Annotated in this window: 14 protein-coding genes and 1 tRNA gene; 7 read left to right on the top strand and 8 right to left on the bottom strand. The window is 63.2% G+C overall.

Going from position 1 to position 13248, the window contains the following annotated elements:
* Positions 1-22 precede the first annotated feature (22 nt).
* Positions 23-889 carry an SDR family oxidoreductase gene (locus NKH37_RS21055; protein ID WP_353006098.1) on the bottom strand — a complete coding sequence of 289 codons (867 nt, stop codon included), beginning with the start codon at positions 887-889 and terminating at the stop codon, positions 23-25.
* A 57-nt stretch (positions 890-946) separates the two neighbouring features.
* Here NKH37_RS21055 and NKH37_RS21050 point away from each other — a divergent pair, with 57 nt between their 5' ends.
* Positions 947-1801, top strand: coding sequence for a YihY/virulence factor BrkB family protein (locus tag NKH37_RS21050; protein ID WP_031194564.1), 855 nt, complete (start codon positions 947-949; stop codon positions 1799-1801).
* On the opposite strand, the gene NKH37_RS21045 is transcribed toward NKH37_RS21050, so the two are convergent.
* Together NKH37_RS21045 and gluQRS are read right to left on the bottom strand one after the other, a co-directional pair.
* On the bottom strand, positions 1768-2658 hold the full coding sequence (locus NKH37_RS21045) for a DMT family transporter (RefSeq protein ID WP_352483529.1): 891 nt from the start codon (positions 2656-2658) through the stop codon (positions 1768-1770). The two genes, NKH37_RS21050 and NKH37_RS21045, sit on opposite strands and share 34 nt — an antisense overlap.
* A gap of 145 nt (positions 2659-2803) precedes the next feature.
* Positions 2804-3679 (bottom strand): tRNA glutamyl-Q(34) synthetase GluQRS, encoded by an 876-nt coding sequence (gene gluQRS / locus NKH37_RS21040; protein ID WP_353006097.1) that lies wholly within the window; start codon positions 3677-3679, stop codon positions 2804-2806.
* A 124-nt stretch (positions 3680-3803) separates the two neighbouring features.
* On the opposite strand from gluQRS, the gene NKH37_RS21035 reads away from it, so the two are divergent.
* Together NKH37_RS21035 and NKH37_RS21030 are read left to right on the top strand one after the other, a co-directional pair.
* Positions 3804-4445 (top strand): DNA-3-methyladenine glycosylase family protein, encoded by a 642-nt coding sequence (locus NKH37_RS21035; protein WP_352789515.1) that lies wholly within the window; start codon positions 3804-3806, stop codon positions 4443-4445.
* Between the two features lie 129 nt (positions 4446-4574).
* On the top strand, positions 4575-5132 hold the full coding sequence (locus tag NKH37_RS21030; protein ID WP_023677956.1) for an HNH endonuclease: 558 nt from the start codon (positions 4575-4577) through the stop codon (positions 5130-5132).
* 230 nt (positions 5133-5362) lie between these two features.
* Here the strand turns inward: NKH37_RS21030 and NKH37_RS21025 are convergent, their stop codons facing one another.
* Together NKH37_RS21025 and NKH37_RS21020 are read right to left on the bottom strand one after the other, a co-directional pair.
* On the bottom strand, positions 5363-5881 hold the full coding sequence (locus NKH37_RS21025) for a disulfide bond formation protein B (RefSeq protein ID WP_352495606.1): 519 nt from the start codon (positions 5879-5881) through the stop codon (positions 5363-5365).
* Between the two features lie 29 nt (positions 5882-5910).
* Positions 5911-6498 carry a YqaA family protein gene (locus tag NKH37_RS21020; RefSeq protein WP_352483530.1) on the bottom strand — a complete coding sequence of 196 codons (588 nt, stop codon included), beginning with the start codon at positions 6496-6498 and terminating at the stop codon, positions 5911-5913.
* 356 nt (positions 6499-6854) lie between these two features.
* Between NKH37_RS21020 and NKH37_RS21015 the strand changes: the two genes are divergently transcribed.
* The 4 genes from NKH37_RS21015 to NKH37_RS21000 all read left to right on the top strand — a co-directional run bounded on the left by NKH37_RS21015 (position 6855) and on the right by NKH37_RS21000 (position 11408).
* On the top strand, positions 6855-8714 hold the full coding sequence (locus NKH37_RS21015; protein WP_353006096.1) for an ABC transporter ATP-binding protein: 1860 nt from the start codon (positions 6855-6857) through the stop codon (positions 8712-8714).
* A gap of 358 nt (positions 8715-9072) precedes the next feature.
* Complete coding sequence (locus tag NKH37_RS21010) at positions 9073-9606, top strand: CPBP family glutamic-type intramembrane protease (protein WP_023721061.1); 534 nt, start codon at positions 9073-9075, stop codon at positions 9604-9606.
* Positions 9607-9764: 158 nt separating this feature from the next.
* Positions 9765-9849: transfer RNA gene (locus tag NKH37_RS21005), tRNA-Leu, on the top strand.
* Between the two features lie 299 nt (positions 9850-10148).
* The gene (locus tag NKH37_RS21000; RefSeq protein WP_353006095.1) at positions 10149-11408 is read left to right on the top strand and encodes a hypothetical protein; all 1260 of its coding nucleotides are present in this window, start codon (positions 10149-10151) and stop codon (positions 11406-11408) included.
* Here the strand turns inward: NKH37_RS21000 and NKH37_RS20995 are convergent.
* From NKH37_RS20995 to NKH37_RS20985, 3 genes are read right to left on the bottom strand one after another with little or no spacing between them, the layout of a single operon-like run.
* A complete protein-coding gene (locus NKH37_RS20995) occupies positions 11401-11946 on the bottom strand; it encodes a hypothetical protein (RefSeq protein WP_023721059.1) in 546 nt (181 codons plus the stop codon). The two genes, NKH37_RS21000 and NKH37_RS20995, sit on opposite strands and share 8 nt — an antisense overlap.
* Positions 11946-12539 carry a hypothetical protein gene (locus NKH37_RS20990; RefSeq protein WP_023721058.1) on the bottom strand — a complete coding sequence of 198 codons (594 nt, stop codon included), beginning with the start codon at positions 12537-12539 and terminating at the stop codon, positions 11946-11948. The genes NKH37_RS20995 and NKH37_RS20990 overlap by 1 nt, the downstream gene beginning before the upstream one ends.
* Positions 12536-13135 (bottom strand): hypothetical protein, encoded by a 600-nt coding sequence (locus tag NKH37_RS20985; RefSeq protein WP_353041309.1) that lies wholly within the window; start codon positions 13133-13135, stop codon positions 12536-12538. The genes NKH37_RS20990 and NKH37_RS20985 overlap by 4 nt, the downstream gene beginning before the upstream one ends.
* Positions 13136-13248 lie beyond the last annotated feature (113 nt).

Raw genomic sequence — 13248 nt, 5'->3', positions numbered from 1 at the left:
GTGTGTTCCAGTTGGATTGCGTTCAGGCGCGTTTGGCGAGCAGACGATAGAGTACCGAAGACGGCAGGATGCGTTTAAGGATCGCGCCGATCCTGGCCGGCACAGTTACCACATAATGCGGGCGCGGGCGCCGCGACAGAAGCGCATGGCGCAAGGCGGCATAAACCACCTCCGGCCCGGGCTTCAGCCGCGATGTGCTGCCGCCGGCCCGCAGCCGTTTGAGTTGCACTGCATAGGCGAGGCGATGGACTGAGTTCTCGTGATCGATGTTCGCCAGGAACCAGGGGAGGCTGTTGCTGGCGATCTTCGATTTCACCGCCCCCGGCTCGATCAGCGAAACATGGATGCCGCTGCCGAGCAGTTCTTGATAGAGGGACAGCATCAGCCCCTCGACGGCGTGCTTCGATGCCGAGTAAGCGCCACGGAAAGGCAACGGCGCGAGGCCGAGGATCGACGAGCAATGAACGAGACGGCCATGACCCTGGCGGCGCATCACCGGTACGACACGACGAGTGAGGTCATGCCAGCCAAAGACATTGGCCTCGAACTGCTGCCGCAAAGCCTCGACCGGCAGATCCTCGACGGCACCGGGCTGCCCGTAGGCGCCGTTGTTGAAAAGGGCATCGAGCCGGCCGCCGGTCCGCTCCAGCACCGACGCCACCAGCGCCTCGATCGATCCGGGCTCGGTGTAGTCCAGATAAAAGGCGTCGATGCCGTCGGCCTCGAGCGCAGCGATATCTTCCGGCTTTCGGGCCGTTGCGAACACCCGCCAGCCTTCCTTCTTAAGAGCATGGGCGCAATAGGCGCCTATTCCGGAAGAGGCACCGGTGACAATGATGGTGCGCAACTCTTCTTCGGGAGGAATGGTGGTTTGACCGAGGGTTGTCATTTGCCGCAAACCCTTCCCATATTCGCGGCGTCGGGACAATCGAAGGGAACGCGGTTCTTGTTGCGGAAGATCGTAGCCCTCAAACGCGTGCTCTACGACGCGCTCGGCCATTTCAACACCGACGACGGCTGGGCAATGGCCAGCCATCTGGCGATCACCGCGCTGATGGCGCTTTTTCCTTTCCTGATCTTCGCCACGACGCTGGCGAGTTTTTTCGGCGCGCAGGCTTTCGCCGACACCGCCGTGCACCTTGTGTTCGACACATGGCCCGAGCAGATCGCCAAACCGATCGCGCGCGAAGTGCTCAACGTGCTTACCGTCCGGCGCAGCGACCTGTTGACCTACGGTATCGTGCTTGCCGGATACTTCGCCTCGAACGGCATCGAGGCGCTGCGCACCTCGCTCAACCGCGCCTATCGTGTCTCAGAAACGCGCGGCATCATCTACCGGCGGGTGCAGAGCATCATCTTCGTGCTGATCGCGACGGCCGGGTTTTTGGCGATCAGCGTGCTGCTGGTCTTTGCGCCGTTGCTGGCGCGGCTGGCCGAATCTCATCTTGAATGGATAAAACCCTATATGGGCACGATCACCCTCTGGCGTTACGTCATCGCCTCGGTCGTCATCATCGGCGGCCTGTTCGCCGTGCATTTCTGGTTGCCGGCCGGCAAGCGCCGGTTCGTTTCGATCGTGCCTGGCATTATCTTCACGCTGGTCGGCTGGCTCATCGGGTCGACCATCTTCGCCGCCTATCTCGACCATTTCTCGTCCTATGTGACGACCTATGCCGGCCTCGCCTCGATCATGATCGCCGTTGTCTTCCTCTACATCGTCTCGGCGATCTTCATCCTCGGCGGCGAGCTCAACGCCGCGATCAGCCGCTATTTGGAGGCGCGCGCCCGCGTCGGTGGCTGAGCCGTCGCCAGCCCGACGCCGAGCGTCGCGATCGCCATGCCGGCGATCTGGAGCGGGCTCAATTGCTCGCCGAACAATGCCCAGGCGATGACCGCGGTGACGGCCGGCACGAGGTAAAACAGCGAGGCGACCTTCGACATCTCGCCGTCGCGGATCATTACCATCAACAGGAAGATGGCACCGATCGACAGCACCAGCACGAGCCAGGCCGTGGCGAAGATCAGTTCGCCGTTGACGATCACCGTTCGGGTCTCGAAGGCGAGCGAGGCCAGAGCCATCACCGATGCGCCGCCGACATATTGCCAGAACGTGGCAGCCACCAGATCGCCGCCGGAGGCGAAACGCTTCTGCCAGATCGTGCCGGCGCTCATGCCGAGTACGGAGACCAGCGAGGCGCCCAATGTTTCGGCGGTCACGCCGCCGCCGAGCGCGCCGAGCTTCGGCCAGAGCACGATTACCACGCCGATCAACCCGAGGCCGAGACCGGCCCAGTGGCGCGGCAGGATGGCCTCGCCCAGAAGCCGGCCGGCGAGCACTGCCGTGATCAGCGGCTGCAGGCCGACGATCAGGGCTGAAAGCCCTGCGGGCATGCCCCGGTGGATGGCCCAGAACACGCCGCCGAGATAGACCCCATGCATCAGGATGCCGGCGCCGGCTGCGTGCAGCGCCTCGTCGCGGGTGGCGCGGCTCGAACCAAGCGCGGCCATCAACGCGACAAGCAGGATTGCGGCCAGGACAAAGCGCGCAGCCAGGAAAGTAAAAGGCTCCGCCCACGGCATGGCATAGCGCGCGCCGATGAAGCCGGTCGCCCACAGGACGACGAAAGAGGCGGGGATGAACCGCTTGAGGCTGTGCATTTTCCGGAGGCCGCGGTGAATTCGGGTGAGGGATCGACTGCGGCGATTGCTTAATGCCGTTCGGGCCGGCAAGCAAAACCAAACGGTTGATCCATAGAGTCATTTCAATTGAAGGAGCGCCGTTGATGGCCGTCGGCTCACCGGTCTAAAGACCGACCAGCCGCCTGACATCGTCGGGCGAGGCGCCCGCCTTACACTGGGCGGCAAGGCCGGTATCGCCAAGACTCTTCGACAGTTTTCGTCCATCCGGGCCGAGGATCAGGCGATGGTGGAAATAGGCCGGCTGCGGCAGGCCAAGCAGTTGCTGAAGCAGCCGCTGCACGCTGGTCGCGGAATAAAGGTCCTGGCCGCGCACGACATGGCTGACGCCCTGCAGCGCGTCGTCCAAGGTGACGGCGAGATGATAGCTGGTCGGGATTTCACGGCGCGCCACGATCACGTCGCCCCAATCCTGCGGTCGGGCCTCGACATGACGCGTCCCAGAGAGCGTCTCGTCCGTGTATTCGGCCCATGTCAGGTCCCTGCCGACCCGCACCATTGCCGCATCGACGTCTAGCCGCCAGGCAAATGGTGCACCTTCGACGATGCGCCGCTTACGCTCGCTGGCCGGCAGCGCCTTGTCGGCGGCGGGATAGAGGGGCACGCCGTCCGGGTCGCGCGGCCAGTCGCGACCGCGCTTTTCGCTGTCGGCGATGAAGGCGCGGATCTCACTTCTGCTCATGAAGGCTGGATAGACAAGCTCCTCTTCGATCAGACGCTCGAGCATAGCCTGATATTCGGCAAAATGCTCGGACTGGCGGCGCACCGGTTCCTCCCAGCCAAGCCCCAGCCATTTCAGGTCGCGAAAAATGCCCGCCTCGAATTCCGGCGTGCAGCGTGTCGTGTCGATGTCCTCGATGCGCAGCAGCAGGCGTCCGCCCGCCGCCTTAGCCATTGCCTGGTTGAGCAGTGCCGAATAGGCGTGGCCGAGATGCAATTCGCCATTCGGGCTCGGCGCGAAGCGGAATGTCAGCAGTGTCATTGTCCGGCGGCAATCGGGTTGTGCGGCGCTTTCGCCAATTGCTACTTTGCGCCGGCAGCGTCGCGCGTCCAGAGGGACGCGTGACGAAGCGTGTGCGGCACTTTTAATTTTGGAACAAGCAGACATGCAACGCATCGCCAACCTTGACGACATTGTAGAAGGCCTGGACGCGCTGTGCCTGCTAGATCCGCGCCTGGACAAGGTGCGCGGCATGGCCGGCGAGGTGCCGCTCAGGCTGTCGGAGCCGGGCTTCAGGAGCCTTGCCTCGATCGTCGTTTCGCAACAAGTGTCCCGCGCGAGCGCCGATGCGATCTTCGGCCGGCTGACGAAACTGCTCGATCCGCTGACGCCGCAGGCGATACTAGCCGCCGATGAGGCGGTCTTCCGCGAGGTCGGGCTGTCGCGGCCCAAGCAGCGCGGCCTGATTGCCGTCGCCCAGGCGGTGGCCGACGGGCTCGACCTCGATCACCTCTGCCAGCTCGATGCGACGGAGGCGATCGCAGCCATGACCAAGGTGCCAGGCATCGGCCCGTGGACGGCTGAAGTCTACCTTTTGTTTGCCGCCGGACACCCAGATATCTTTCCGGCGCGCGACGTTGCTTTGCAGAGCGCGGTCGGCCATGCGCTCGGCATCGACCCGCGTCCGCCGGAGAAAATGCTGATCCAGCTTGCCGAATCATGGAGCCCGTGGCGCGGTGTCGCATCGCGGCTTTTCTGGGCTTATTATCGCGAATTGAAGGGCAGGGATGCCGCGCCTCCGGCCTGAATCCGCAAAAAAGCATTGAAATCATGCGTTTTTGAGACCCGGCATGATCGACAATCCGCTTCACATCCCTGTCATGTCGGGCTTACAGTATCCGCGTCGACCGGTTCTAGGGTGAAGGAGGTCAACGACGTGACGGTTGCCGTATCTCCGGATGGGCTTCCAGCGCTGGTGCTGAATGCGGATTACCGTCCGCTCAGCTATTACCCCCTGTCGCTCTGGTCCTGGCAGGATGCCATCAAGGCGGTGTTCCTCGAGAGGGTGAACATCGTCGCCGAATACGAACACGCCGTCTCTTCGCCGACCTTTTCGATGAAGCTGCCGAGTGTCGTCAGCCTGAAGGCCTACGTGAAGCCGTCGAGGCATCCGGCGTTTACCCGGTTCAACGTCTTCCTGCGCGACCGTTTCCAGTGCCAATATTGCGGCACGCCGGACGATCTGACGTTCGACCATGTCATTCCGCGCCATCGCGGCGGCGCCACGACCTGGGAGAATGTCGTCGCTGCCTGCTCGCCCTGCAATCTGAGGAAGGGCGGCATGATGCCGGCCCACGCCAAGATGTGGCCGCTGCAGAAGCCCTACCAGCCGACGGTGCATGATTTGCATAATAACGGCCGGCTGTTCCCGCCCAACCATCTGCACGAAAGCTGGATGGATTATCTGTACTGGGATGTCGAACTGGAGCCTTGAGATCATCCGATAATTCGGGAGGCTGGCCGTCTGAAGCGATTTTCTGCGCTTCCGGCCTTCGCCGGCCGAAGCATTTATGAGCGGTCGTGGTGTGGTAGTTAAGGCTACGGCTGGCGTAGGCCGGTGCTCACGTACTTTAGTACGCTCCGCTCCGGTTCTCGATAATCACTTGATACGACTCAGCCTGCCGAATTCTTGAATAATCTCGCGTCGGCGCAAGGGTGAACCGCTCAATCGCGGGCAAAGGCGCTGCGGAAGGCTACGACTGCCAGGACAAAGCTGGCGATGGCGTTCCAGCCGGCCAAGGACAGGCCGAGGATGCGGAGCGCCGCCTTGTCGCAGGAGGGCGGGACGAATTTGTCGAGCGCGTCGAGCACGCCCTTGCCGCCGGTGTCCACCGGTCCGGCGGCTGCGGTGCAATCGGTCGGGCCCGGCCACCACGCCCATTCGACGCCGGAGTGATAAACGCTGAGATAGAGGCCGTAGAGCATCAGCAGGCCGCCAATGGCCAGCAGGCCACGGCTTATCCAGGCGGGCGCCTTAAGGGCCGACGCAAGCACCGCCAGCAGCATCAAGGGCACGCCGGCATAGTAAGGGGTGCGCTGCTCGAGGCAGAGCTTGCAAGGGATGTAGCCGCCAACATACTGGAAGGCCAGCGCCGAGCCGACTGTGGCGGCCATGGCGACGGCGAGGAACAGGGCGGTGCGCAGCCGCTGGCGTCCGGTATCGGCATTCACGGTCGCTGTCATCGGACTCAGTCCATTCGGTTCGATGCCGTTCAGACGGCGTATTTGACGACGATATAGAGCAAAATCAGGGCAGCGGCGCCGGCGCCCGCAATGTGGCCAAGGCGCTTTTCGATGAAGTGGCGGATCGGCTCGCCATAGCGGCGCAAGAGCCAGGCGAGAAACAGGAAGCGAGCTCCGCGCGCAACGATTGCCAGCACGATGAACAGCAGCAAAGGAACGCCGATGACGCCGGACAGGATTGTCACCACCTTGATCGGCGGCAGATGGGCGAGGCCGGAGGTGACCAGCATCAGGATGATGAAGCCAACACCCGACGAGACGCGCATCGCCTCGAACTCGTCATATTTGCCGTAAAATTCGAGGATCGGCCGCGCCACCGCGTCATAGGCGTAGTGCCCGATGAACCAGCCGGCGATGCCGCCCAGCACCGAGGCGACGGTGGCGACCAGCGCGTAACGATAGGCGCGATCCGGCCGCGAAAGCGCCATCGGCAGATAGAGCACGTCGGCCGGCACCAGGAACACCGAGCTCTCGACGAAGGCGATGAAGGCCAGCCACCATTCGGCCGATTTGCTGGCCGCCAGCGACAAGGTCCAGTCGTAAAGTCCGCGAAGCATCGGCACTCCTAATGCACGCCCAAACCGGTAGTGGTCTTGGGTCACGACATGTACAAACAAGACTTGGAAGCGCGCCGTATCAATCTCGTCGGACAAGGTGCGCTTCAATGACATGCGCCGCCTGTCTAGAAAGATTTTCCGCGCTGCACAATGGCAGCTGCTTCACGAAATCGAAAGGCTGAGGCTTGAGCGAGCCCAGATGTCGGGATTTGGCCAGTTGACGACCAGGCACCTGCCCGCCTGAAGTGCGTCAAGGCAATATCTAATAAATCGTGGGTTTTCCCGTCGAACACGATCCGGTTTAAATACGGCGATTTTTGTCACATCCTGTCTTTCCATCCGCCCTTTGCGCCGCCATGACGTTCTCCGATTTCATTTACCGCCCCTTTGAGACGCTCATCCGTCCGCTGGATATTCCACCGGGGCCGCTGCCAGCGAGCGGGCCGTTTGCGCTGCTCCTGCATTTCGCGAGGATGTTCCGCGGCACTCTTGCGGCCATTACCGTCTTGATGATGGCGATCGAGGGGATCAACCTTGCGACGATCTGGGGGGCCTCGTTCGTCGTCGACGGGGTGAGCGCGAAGGGCGCGGCGGTTTTCCTGCACGGGGACTGGCCGACGCTGGTCGTGCTCGGCGTGCTGGTTTTCCCCGTGCTGCCGTTGCTCATCTTCCTGGGCAATGCGCTGAACTCGCAGACGGTGGCCGTATGCATGCCGGCGGCGATGCAATGGCAGGGCCACAAGGCGGTGGAACGCCAGGACCTTGCCTTCTTCCACGATCTCTTCGCAGGTCAGGTTGCGTCGCGCATTTCGCAAGTCGCATCCGCCGTGCAGCAGCAGATCGTCGTGGCCTTTTACAGAATACCGCTATTTCTGGTGCAGCTCGTCGGTTCGCTCGTTCTGCTTGGCGCGGTATCCTGGCCGCTGGCGCTTCCGGTGTTCGTCTGGATCGCCGCCAACATCGCCATTGCGGTGGTGGCGGTGCCCCAATATTCCGAACGCTCGCGCCGCTCGACGCGGGGGCGCAGCCTTGTTGTCGGCGCCATGACCGACCTCTACAGCAACATCCAGATGGTCAAGCTGTTTGCGGCGGAAGACAGCGAGGCGGGCGCAATGCGCACCGTCATGGAAAACGCCATCGAGACCCAGCAGCGCGAAAGGCGCATCTATCTGACGACCGACGTGGGCGTCGTCCTGCTCAATGTTGCGCTCTTTCTCACCAACGTTGCCATAGGGCTCTGGGGATTTGTCGCCGGCTTTGTCACGATTGGCCAGTTCGCCGCATCGATCGCCATCGTTCAGCGGCTCAATGCCAACTCCCGTGCCTTCCTGCAGATGGGCCAGCAGATTTTCCAGGCGGTGGGCACCATCCGCGACGCAATGCCGGTCGTGACGACGCCGCCGACTACAAAAGACGCGCCGAACGCCAACCCGCTCGACGTCACGGCCGGCGAAGTCGAGTTCAAGAACATCCAGTTCGAATACCGCGAGGGCCAAAGGGTGATCGAAGACCTGTCGCTCACCGTGCGCGCAGGCGAGAAGGTCGGGCTCGTCGGCCTCTCCGGGGCCGGCAAGTCGACCCTTGTCAGCCTGCTCCTAAGGTTCTTCGAGCTGAAGGGCGGCGCGACCCTGATCGATGGACAGGATCTCCGCAGCGTGACCCAGGCCAGCCTTCGGGAGAGCATCGGCGTCGTCACCCAGGACGTCTCGCTGCTGCATCGCTCCGTCGGCGACAACATCCGCTACGGCCGGCCCGATGCCCCGCCGGAGGCGTTGGAGCACGCCGCGATGCTGGCCGAGGCCGACGGCTTCATCGCCGATCTCAGAGATGCTGAAGGCCGCACCGGCTACGACGCTTTCGTCGGCGATCGCGGCGTGAAGCTTTCCGGCGGCCAGCGCCAACGCGTCGCGATCGCCCGGGTGTTGCTCAAGGATGCGCCAATCCTGGTTCTCGATGAGGCGACGTCCGCACTGGACAGCGAAGCCGAGGCGGCGGTCCAGTCCAAGCTCGCGGTTCTGATGGAGGGCAAGACCGTGATCGCCATCGCCCATCGCCTGTCGACCATTGCCAGGATGGACCGGATCGTCGTCCTCGACAAAGGCCGCATCGTCGAGGAGGGAAAACCATCGGCGCTGTTGGAACGCGACGGGCTCTATGCCCGACTGTGGAAGCGTCAGACCGGCGGCTACATTGCCGACGCCATCGAGGAGATGTGAGCCGCCCTCGGTGATGATGTTTTGCTCATGGCCGGCTCGACACATTCTGCTTTCACTCCAGAAACCGGAATTGGCTGAACTCGTTTCCACCGTAGCGTTCGGAAGCCGATCATGAGCGAAGCCACAGTCCCGAACTCCCGTGCCGCCATTCTCGAGCGGCGATCTGCCGGCGTGCTGACATGGTCCGGCCCCGCCTTGATGTTGTTCGCGCGCTCGGCGTTCGCTGTTGCCGCGCAGGGCCTGGTTGCGGCCATTTATGCAGCGCACGGTTCGGCAACGCCCTGGCGCGACGCAGGGGCTTGGCTGCCGGCATACGGCAGTTTGATCGACGCGGGCTGCCTTGGTCTCCTGTGGTGGCTTGCACGGGCGCGAGGGCATCACGCTGCTCGATTTTATCAGCTTCGATCGCAAACGCTTGGGGCGCGATCTGTTGTTGGGCGTCGCGCTCATCCTCCCGAGCCTCGTTTTCATCTACGGTGGGATCATCGCCAGCAGCCTGTTGGTCTACGGCAACCCTGATGCACTGCAAATATACGGACCTTTGCCGCTCTTGCCTGCGCTTTACGGGGTGCTGATCTTTCCGTTGGTCTGGGGCATTACGGAGCAGACCACCTATAACGGCTATCTTCTGCCGCGTTTCCAAGTCTTGTCGGGAAGCACGGGATTTGCCGTTGCCGTCGTAGCGTTTTCCTGGTCGTTTCAGCACGCCGTGATGCCGCTGACGTTCGACCCACACTTCATGCTCTACCGGCTCTTGGCGCCTATCGCCCATTCGACATTCATCACCCTCGTGTACCTGCGCGTGCGCCGCATCCTGCCGCTGGCGACGGCGCATTGGCTCATGGATGGGGTGTCAGCATTCATCGGCATTCTGTGGCCGCTGTTGAGGTAGAAGGGTTCAAACGGGCTGAGATGCCCACTATGGACCGAAGCCTCCGATCGACGAAATCGAAAGCCTGGGCTTGGGCTAGATAGGGTCTCGGGAATTGGCCAGTTGACGAACAGGCCTCCAACCGTATAGTCCGCGCCCATCCAGGCCGCCCGGCCTGAGCCCCTATGGCGGAATTGGTAGACGCGCTCGACTCAAAATCGAGTTCCGCAAGGAGTGCTGGTTCGATCCCGGCTAGGGGCACCATTTCTTAAATTCCCACGCCACTTCTTATTAAACCCAAGGGCGTCGGTGGGATCGTCCACGACGCCCTCGACGGCATCGAATGGTTGCGTCTTGCCTGTTGCCGCAAGCTGCCCAAGCTTCCGCTGAACGGTGCGCGGACTAGACCCAAGCGCAATTGGGCGTTCCTCACCACCGCAATCGGGCGTGCTGCGGTCCCCGCCATCACGAGGGATGCGCCGCCAACTCCGCGGTCAGCTGGTATAGCCGAACCGGACATTCCGTGGATTGAGGCGCCGGTCTTGCTCGGCTATGCACATGGCATGACAACGACCGACGATATTGTCAGGCCTCTTTCCCTTACCGTGGGTCTTATTGCCCGCTTCTGGCCGCAACTGCTGCTTCTCGGCGCCATCGGCTATGTAGCGCGCGACCTCCTGCTCAACGCGGCAGTCACGGTGGGCCTCGTCAATCCCCTCGGCGGGATGGTTGTGCTTTCGCTGGTGGTGCTGACGAAGCTTCTGGTCATCGTGGCGATGTTCGTCGCCCTGCGTCCGGGACTGCCGGCACTCGCCTCGCTTCGCCAAATGTCGGCAAGCGGTGCGAAACAGGAGAAAACGTCCCAGCCCGCCGACCACTTGCTGGCGGTGACCGCGGCCGCCATCTTGCCCTTCTTCGCCTATTACGCCGCATGGGGATTCCTCGGCGACAGTGTGCGAGAATATTCGCGGCTGGCGCTCGAACGCATTCCGCTGGGAGAAAGCGCCGACATATTCGGCCTGCTGCGCTCCAGCGGCCTCATTGCGTCGATTGTCGGCTGCTGGTTGGTCCGCTGGTTCGCGAAGCGCATGAACAAAGGCGCGCGCAGGCCTTACTGGCGGCTGCTCGTCGTGGCGGCGGATGCAAGCTGGATTTTTATCGGGCTCTATGCGCTCGATATCTGGAAGGACGAGTTCATCACCTGGATCGGGGCTAGTGCGTTGCGCAGCGAACTCAGCATGGGCGCAGGATCGCTTGTCCTGTCGATCGCCGCTCACGCTGCCGAAGGCTTCACGCCGGTCGAGTTCAGGCAGCCCGGCATCCTGGAACAGGCGCAAAGCCTGTTCTTCTATGCGCTTCTGCCAATGGTCTGGCTGGTCATGGCGGCGATCATCAACGGCTACGAGCTGACGGCCGCTTCGGCAGCGGCCGCGCCGCCGCCGTCGCGCGGGTCCACCTGGCGCAAATGGTTGAGCGACTTCATCACGCATTTCCTCGGCGGCTACCGCTCGCGCTATGCGCCGACTTGGGCGTGTCTCAAGCTCACGCTCGGCGCAGGACTCGCGACGCTGCTCACCTTCGTCGTCGCCTACCGGCTGATCGGCTGGCTTTGCGCCTGGCTGTGGTTTGGCGCGACGCGGACGCTCGGCGCGCCAGACCTCGATACATGGCAGGTCGTCTTCAGCTTCGCCAGCGTGTTCATCGGCAGTCCGAGCGATCTTGACGGCGGCATAGTGCTCGACGCCTTGAGGATCGCGCTGCTGGCGGCGGTGCTTGAATTTGCGGTGGCGGCGCAACGGCAGCCGCTGAGGGTCGCTACCTGAAGAGCAGATGGCGCGGCCTGGCGTTCGCCAGCGTGACCGACAGCGCAAGGCCGCTTGCCGTCGCCGGAATGACGAAAGTCTCGGCCATGCGCGCCGTGCCGTGCGTGCCGGCGCCCTGGAAGGCCAGCCCGCCGCAGCGGGGCTTGTCGGCTGCCTCGGGCTGCATCTTGCGCACGACGGGCCGGGTCAGGAAGGCAGGCAGCCAGCGGCGGCCTTCGGCGTCTGTGAGCACAACGGCGCAGGGGCTTTCTGCAAGGAGACCAGGATCCTCGATCCTCGCCTCGAATTCGGCCAGCACGACGGCTTCATCTGCCGAGCCGCCGGGCAGGCGCGACAGCGTTGTCAGCCGCCATTCGGCCCCGGCGTAGCGCTGCGACTCACCCCTGTCGACCGCGATCGGGTCGCGGTCGCTACCGGATCGCCATGCCTCCAGGCTTTCCCAGGAATGCACCAGCACTGCAACCGGCAGGGCGAAGCCGAGCCCAGCAAGGCTCAGCCAGTAGCGGCGTCTCTCGGCACGGGAAATGGCCTCCGCCATCACTCGGTCTCCAGCGTCCAAGGCATCGGGCCATCGCTCCGGCGGATCGTCACGGCGCCAGGGATGTCGCCCACCGCAAGTTCGGTGATTGCCACCCGGACCTCTTCACCCAGCGGTGTGAATGCCGATGGCGCGACCAGCACGGTTCCGCCCGCAAGTTCGTTTTCCGGGACTTCGAAAGCCATGAGCACGGGCTTTGGCAGACCCGGCTCCAGCCGCTCTGCCGGCAGCATTGCCGGCATGGTGGAAATGCGCTGGCTGAGAGAATAGCGCAACCCGCTCGGGCCGAGCCATTCGGCGGAGGTCAGGGTCAGGCTCTCGCGTTTTGCTTCGGCGGCGGCCTCGACCAGGACCCAGACCCCGGAAGTGGTGTAGGTCCGGGTCTGGCCAAAGCGCTCGATCCTTACGGTACGCGCGAGATGCACGTCGCCGACGGCCAGCGCGAAGGCGCGTGCGTCGGTGCGCTTACCCTGCTCGCCAGCAATCGAGACGGGCGAGGTGATGTTGCTGTAGAGCGGGGTAGTCCGCTGCATTGCGTAGAGGATCGCCGCCGCGAAGATGATCGCGCCGGTTTCCTTGAGACCTGTTCTCATTGCCCCGGCCCGACGACCATTTCGGTCTTTACCGGCAATGCCACGATCGCGACCGGATCGCGATCGAACCAGCCCGAGCCGCCGTAGAGATTGTCACGCCGCTTGTAGATCTGGCTGCCCACCACGAGACGCAGATCCTGCGGCAGCGGCTGCGCCTTCGGGCACTCCCAGGCGGCGATCATGTGTTCCGGTATGCCGGGATGGACGCCGCTTGCGATCCATTTGTCGCGTGCAAGATAGAAGGCCGGCGCCTGCACGTCCGTGATCGGCGGGTCGATGTCAAACATGGACGCGAAGGCGTTGCTGGTCGCCGCCGAGCGGTTGTCGAGGTCGAATTCGACCATCAAAAAGGTCTTCGGCTGGGACGGCTCGGTTCCCGTCGGCGCACCCGCCCCGGTTCGGGCACCGCGAAACGTAATAACCCAGCGCCCGGTGTCGATGGGCTCGCCGGCTGCGACCGTTGGAGTTGGCCGCGAGTTGGATGCTTCATACACCGTCATTGCGAATGACGCGGCGGCCGCCGCGAGGCCACCAAGGCCGGCGACGAGAAACGCAAAAAGACGCTGCCGCAAAGTCGATCGCTGTCCGACGGACATGTTTCCTCCCGCGGACTATCCACCAGACCCGAGCCACAGATGCAACCTGGAGAGGTGAGCTATGCGGTAACATTTATGGCACAATTCGAAACAGCTTCGTCTTGGATCGTGCT

It is taken from the genome of Mesorhizobium sp. M1217 (genome assembly GCF_040318275.1).
Lineage (GTDB): Bacteria > Pseudomonadota > Alphaproteobacteria > Rhizobiales > Rhizobiaceae > Mesorhizobium.
The sequence above is the reverse complement of the archived record's forward strand: the minus strand, read 5'-3'. Positions and strand labels throughout refer to the sequence as shown.

Bases quoted from the DNA above. Each gene is read 5' to 3' on its own strand.
- NKH37_RS21025 (WP_352495606.1), bottom strand. From the start codon at position 5,881: ATGACAGCGACCGTGAATGCCGATACCGGACGCCAGCGGCTGCGCACC.
- NKH37_RS20990 (WP_023721058.1), bottom strand. From the start codon at position 12,539: ATGAGAACAGGTCTCAAGGAAACCGGCGCGATCATCTTCGCGGCGGCG.
- NKH37_RS21035 (WP_352789515.1), top strand. From the start codon at position 3,804: ATGCAACGCATCGCCAACCTTGACGACATTGTAGAAGGCCTGGACGCG.
- NKH37_RS21055 (WP_353006098.1), bottom strand. From the start codon at position 889: ATGACAACCCTCGGTCAAACCACCATTCCTCCCGAAGAAGAGTTGCGC.
- NKH37_RS21045 (WP_352483529.1), bottom strand. From the start codon at position 2,658: ATGCACAGCCTCAAGCGGTTCATCCCCGCCTCTTTCGTCGTCCTGTGG.
- NKH37_RS21020 (WP_352483530.1), bottom strand. From the start codon at position 6,498: ATGCTTCGCGGACTTTACGACTGGACCTTGTCGCTGGCGGCCAGCAAA.
- NKH37_RS21000 (WP_353006095.1), top strand. From the start codon at position 10,149: ATGACAACGACCGACGATATTGTCAGGCCTCTTTCCCTTACCGTGGGT.
- NKH37_RS20995 (WP_023721059.1), bottom strand. From the start codon at position 11,946: ATGGCGGAGGCCATTTCCCGTGCCGAGAGACGCCGCTACTGGCTGAGC.
- gluQRS (WP_353006097.1), bottom strand. From the start codon at position 3,679: ATGACACTGCTGACATTCCGCTTCGCGCCGAGCCCGAATGGCGAATTG.
- NKH37_RS20985 (WP_353041309.1), bottom strand. From the start codon at position 13,135: ATGTCCGTCGGACAGCGATCGACTTTGCGGCAGCGTCTTTTTGCGTTT.
- NKH37_RS21015 (WP_353006096.1), top strand. From the start codon at position 6,855: ATGACGTTCTCCGATTTCATTTACCGCCCCTTTGAGACGCTCATCCGT.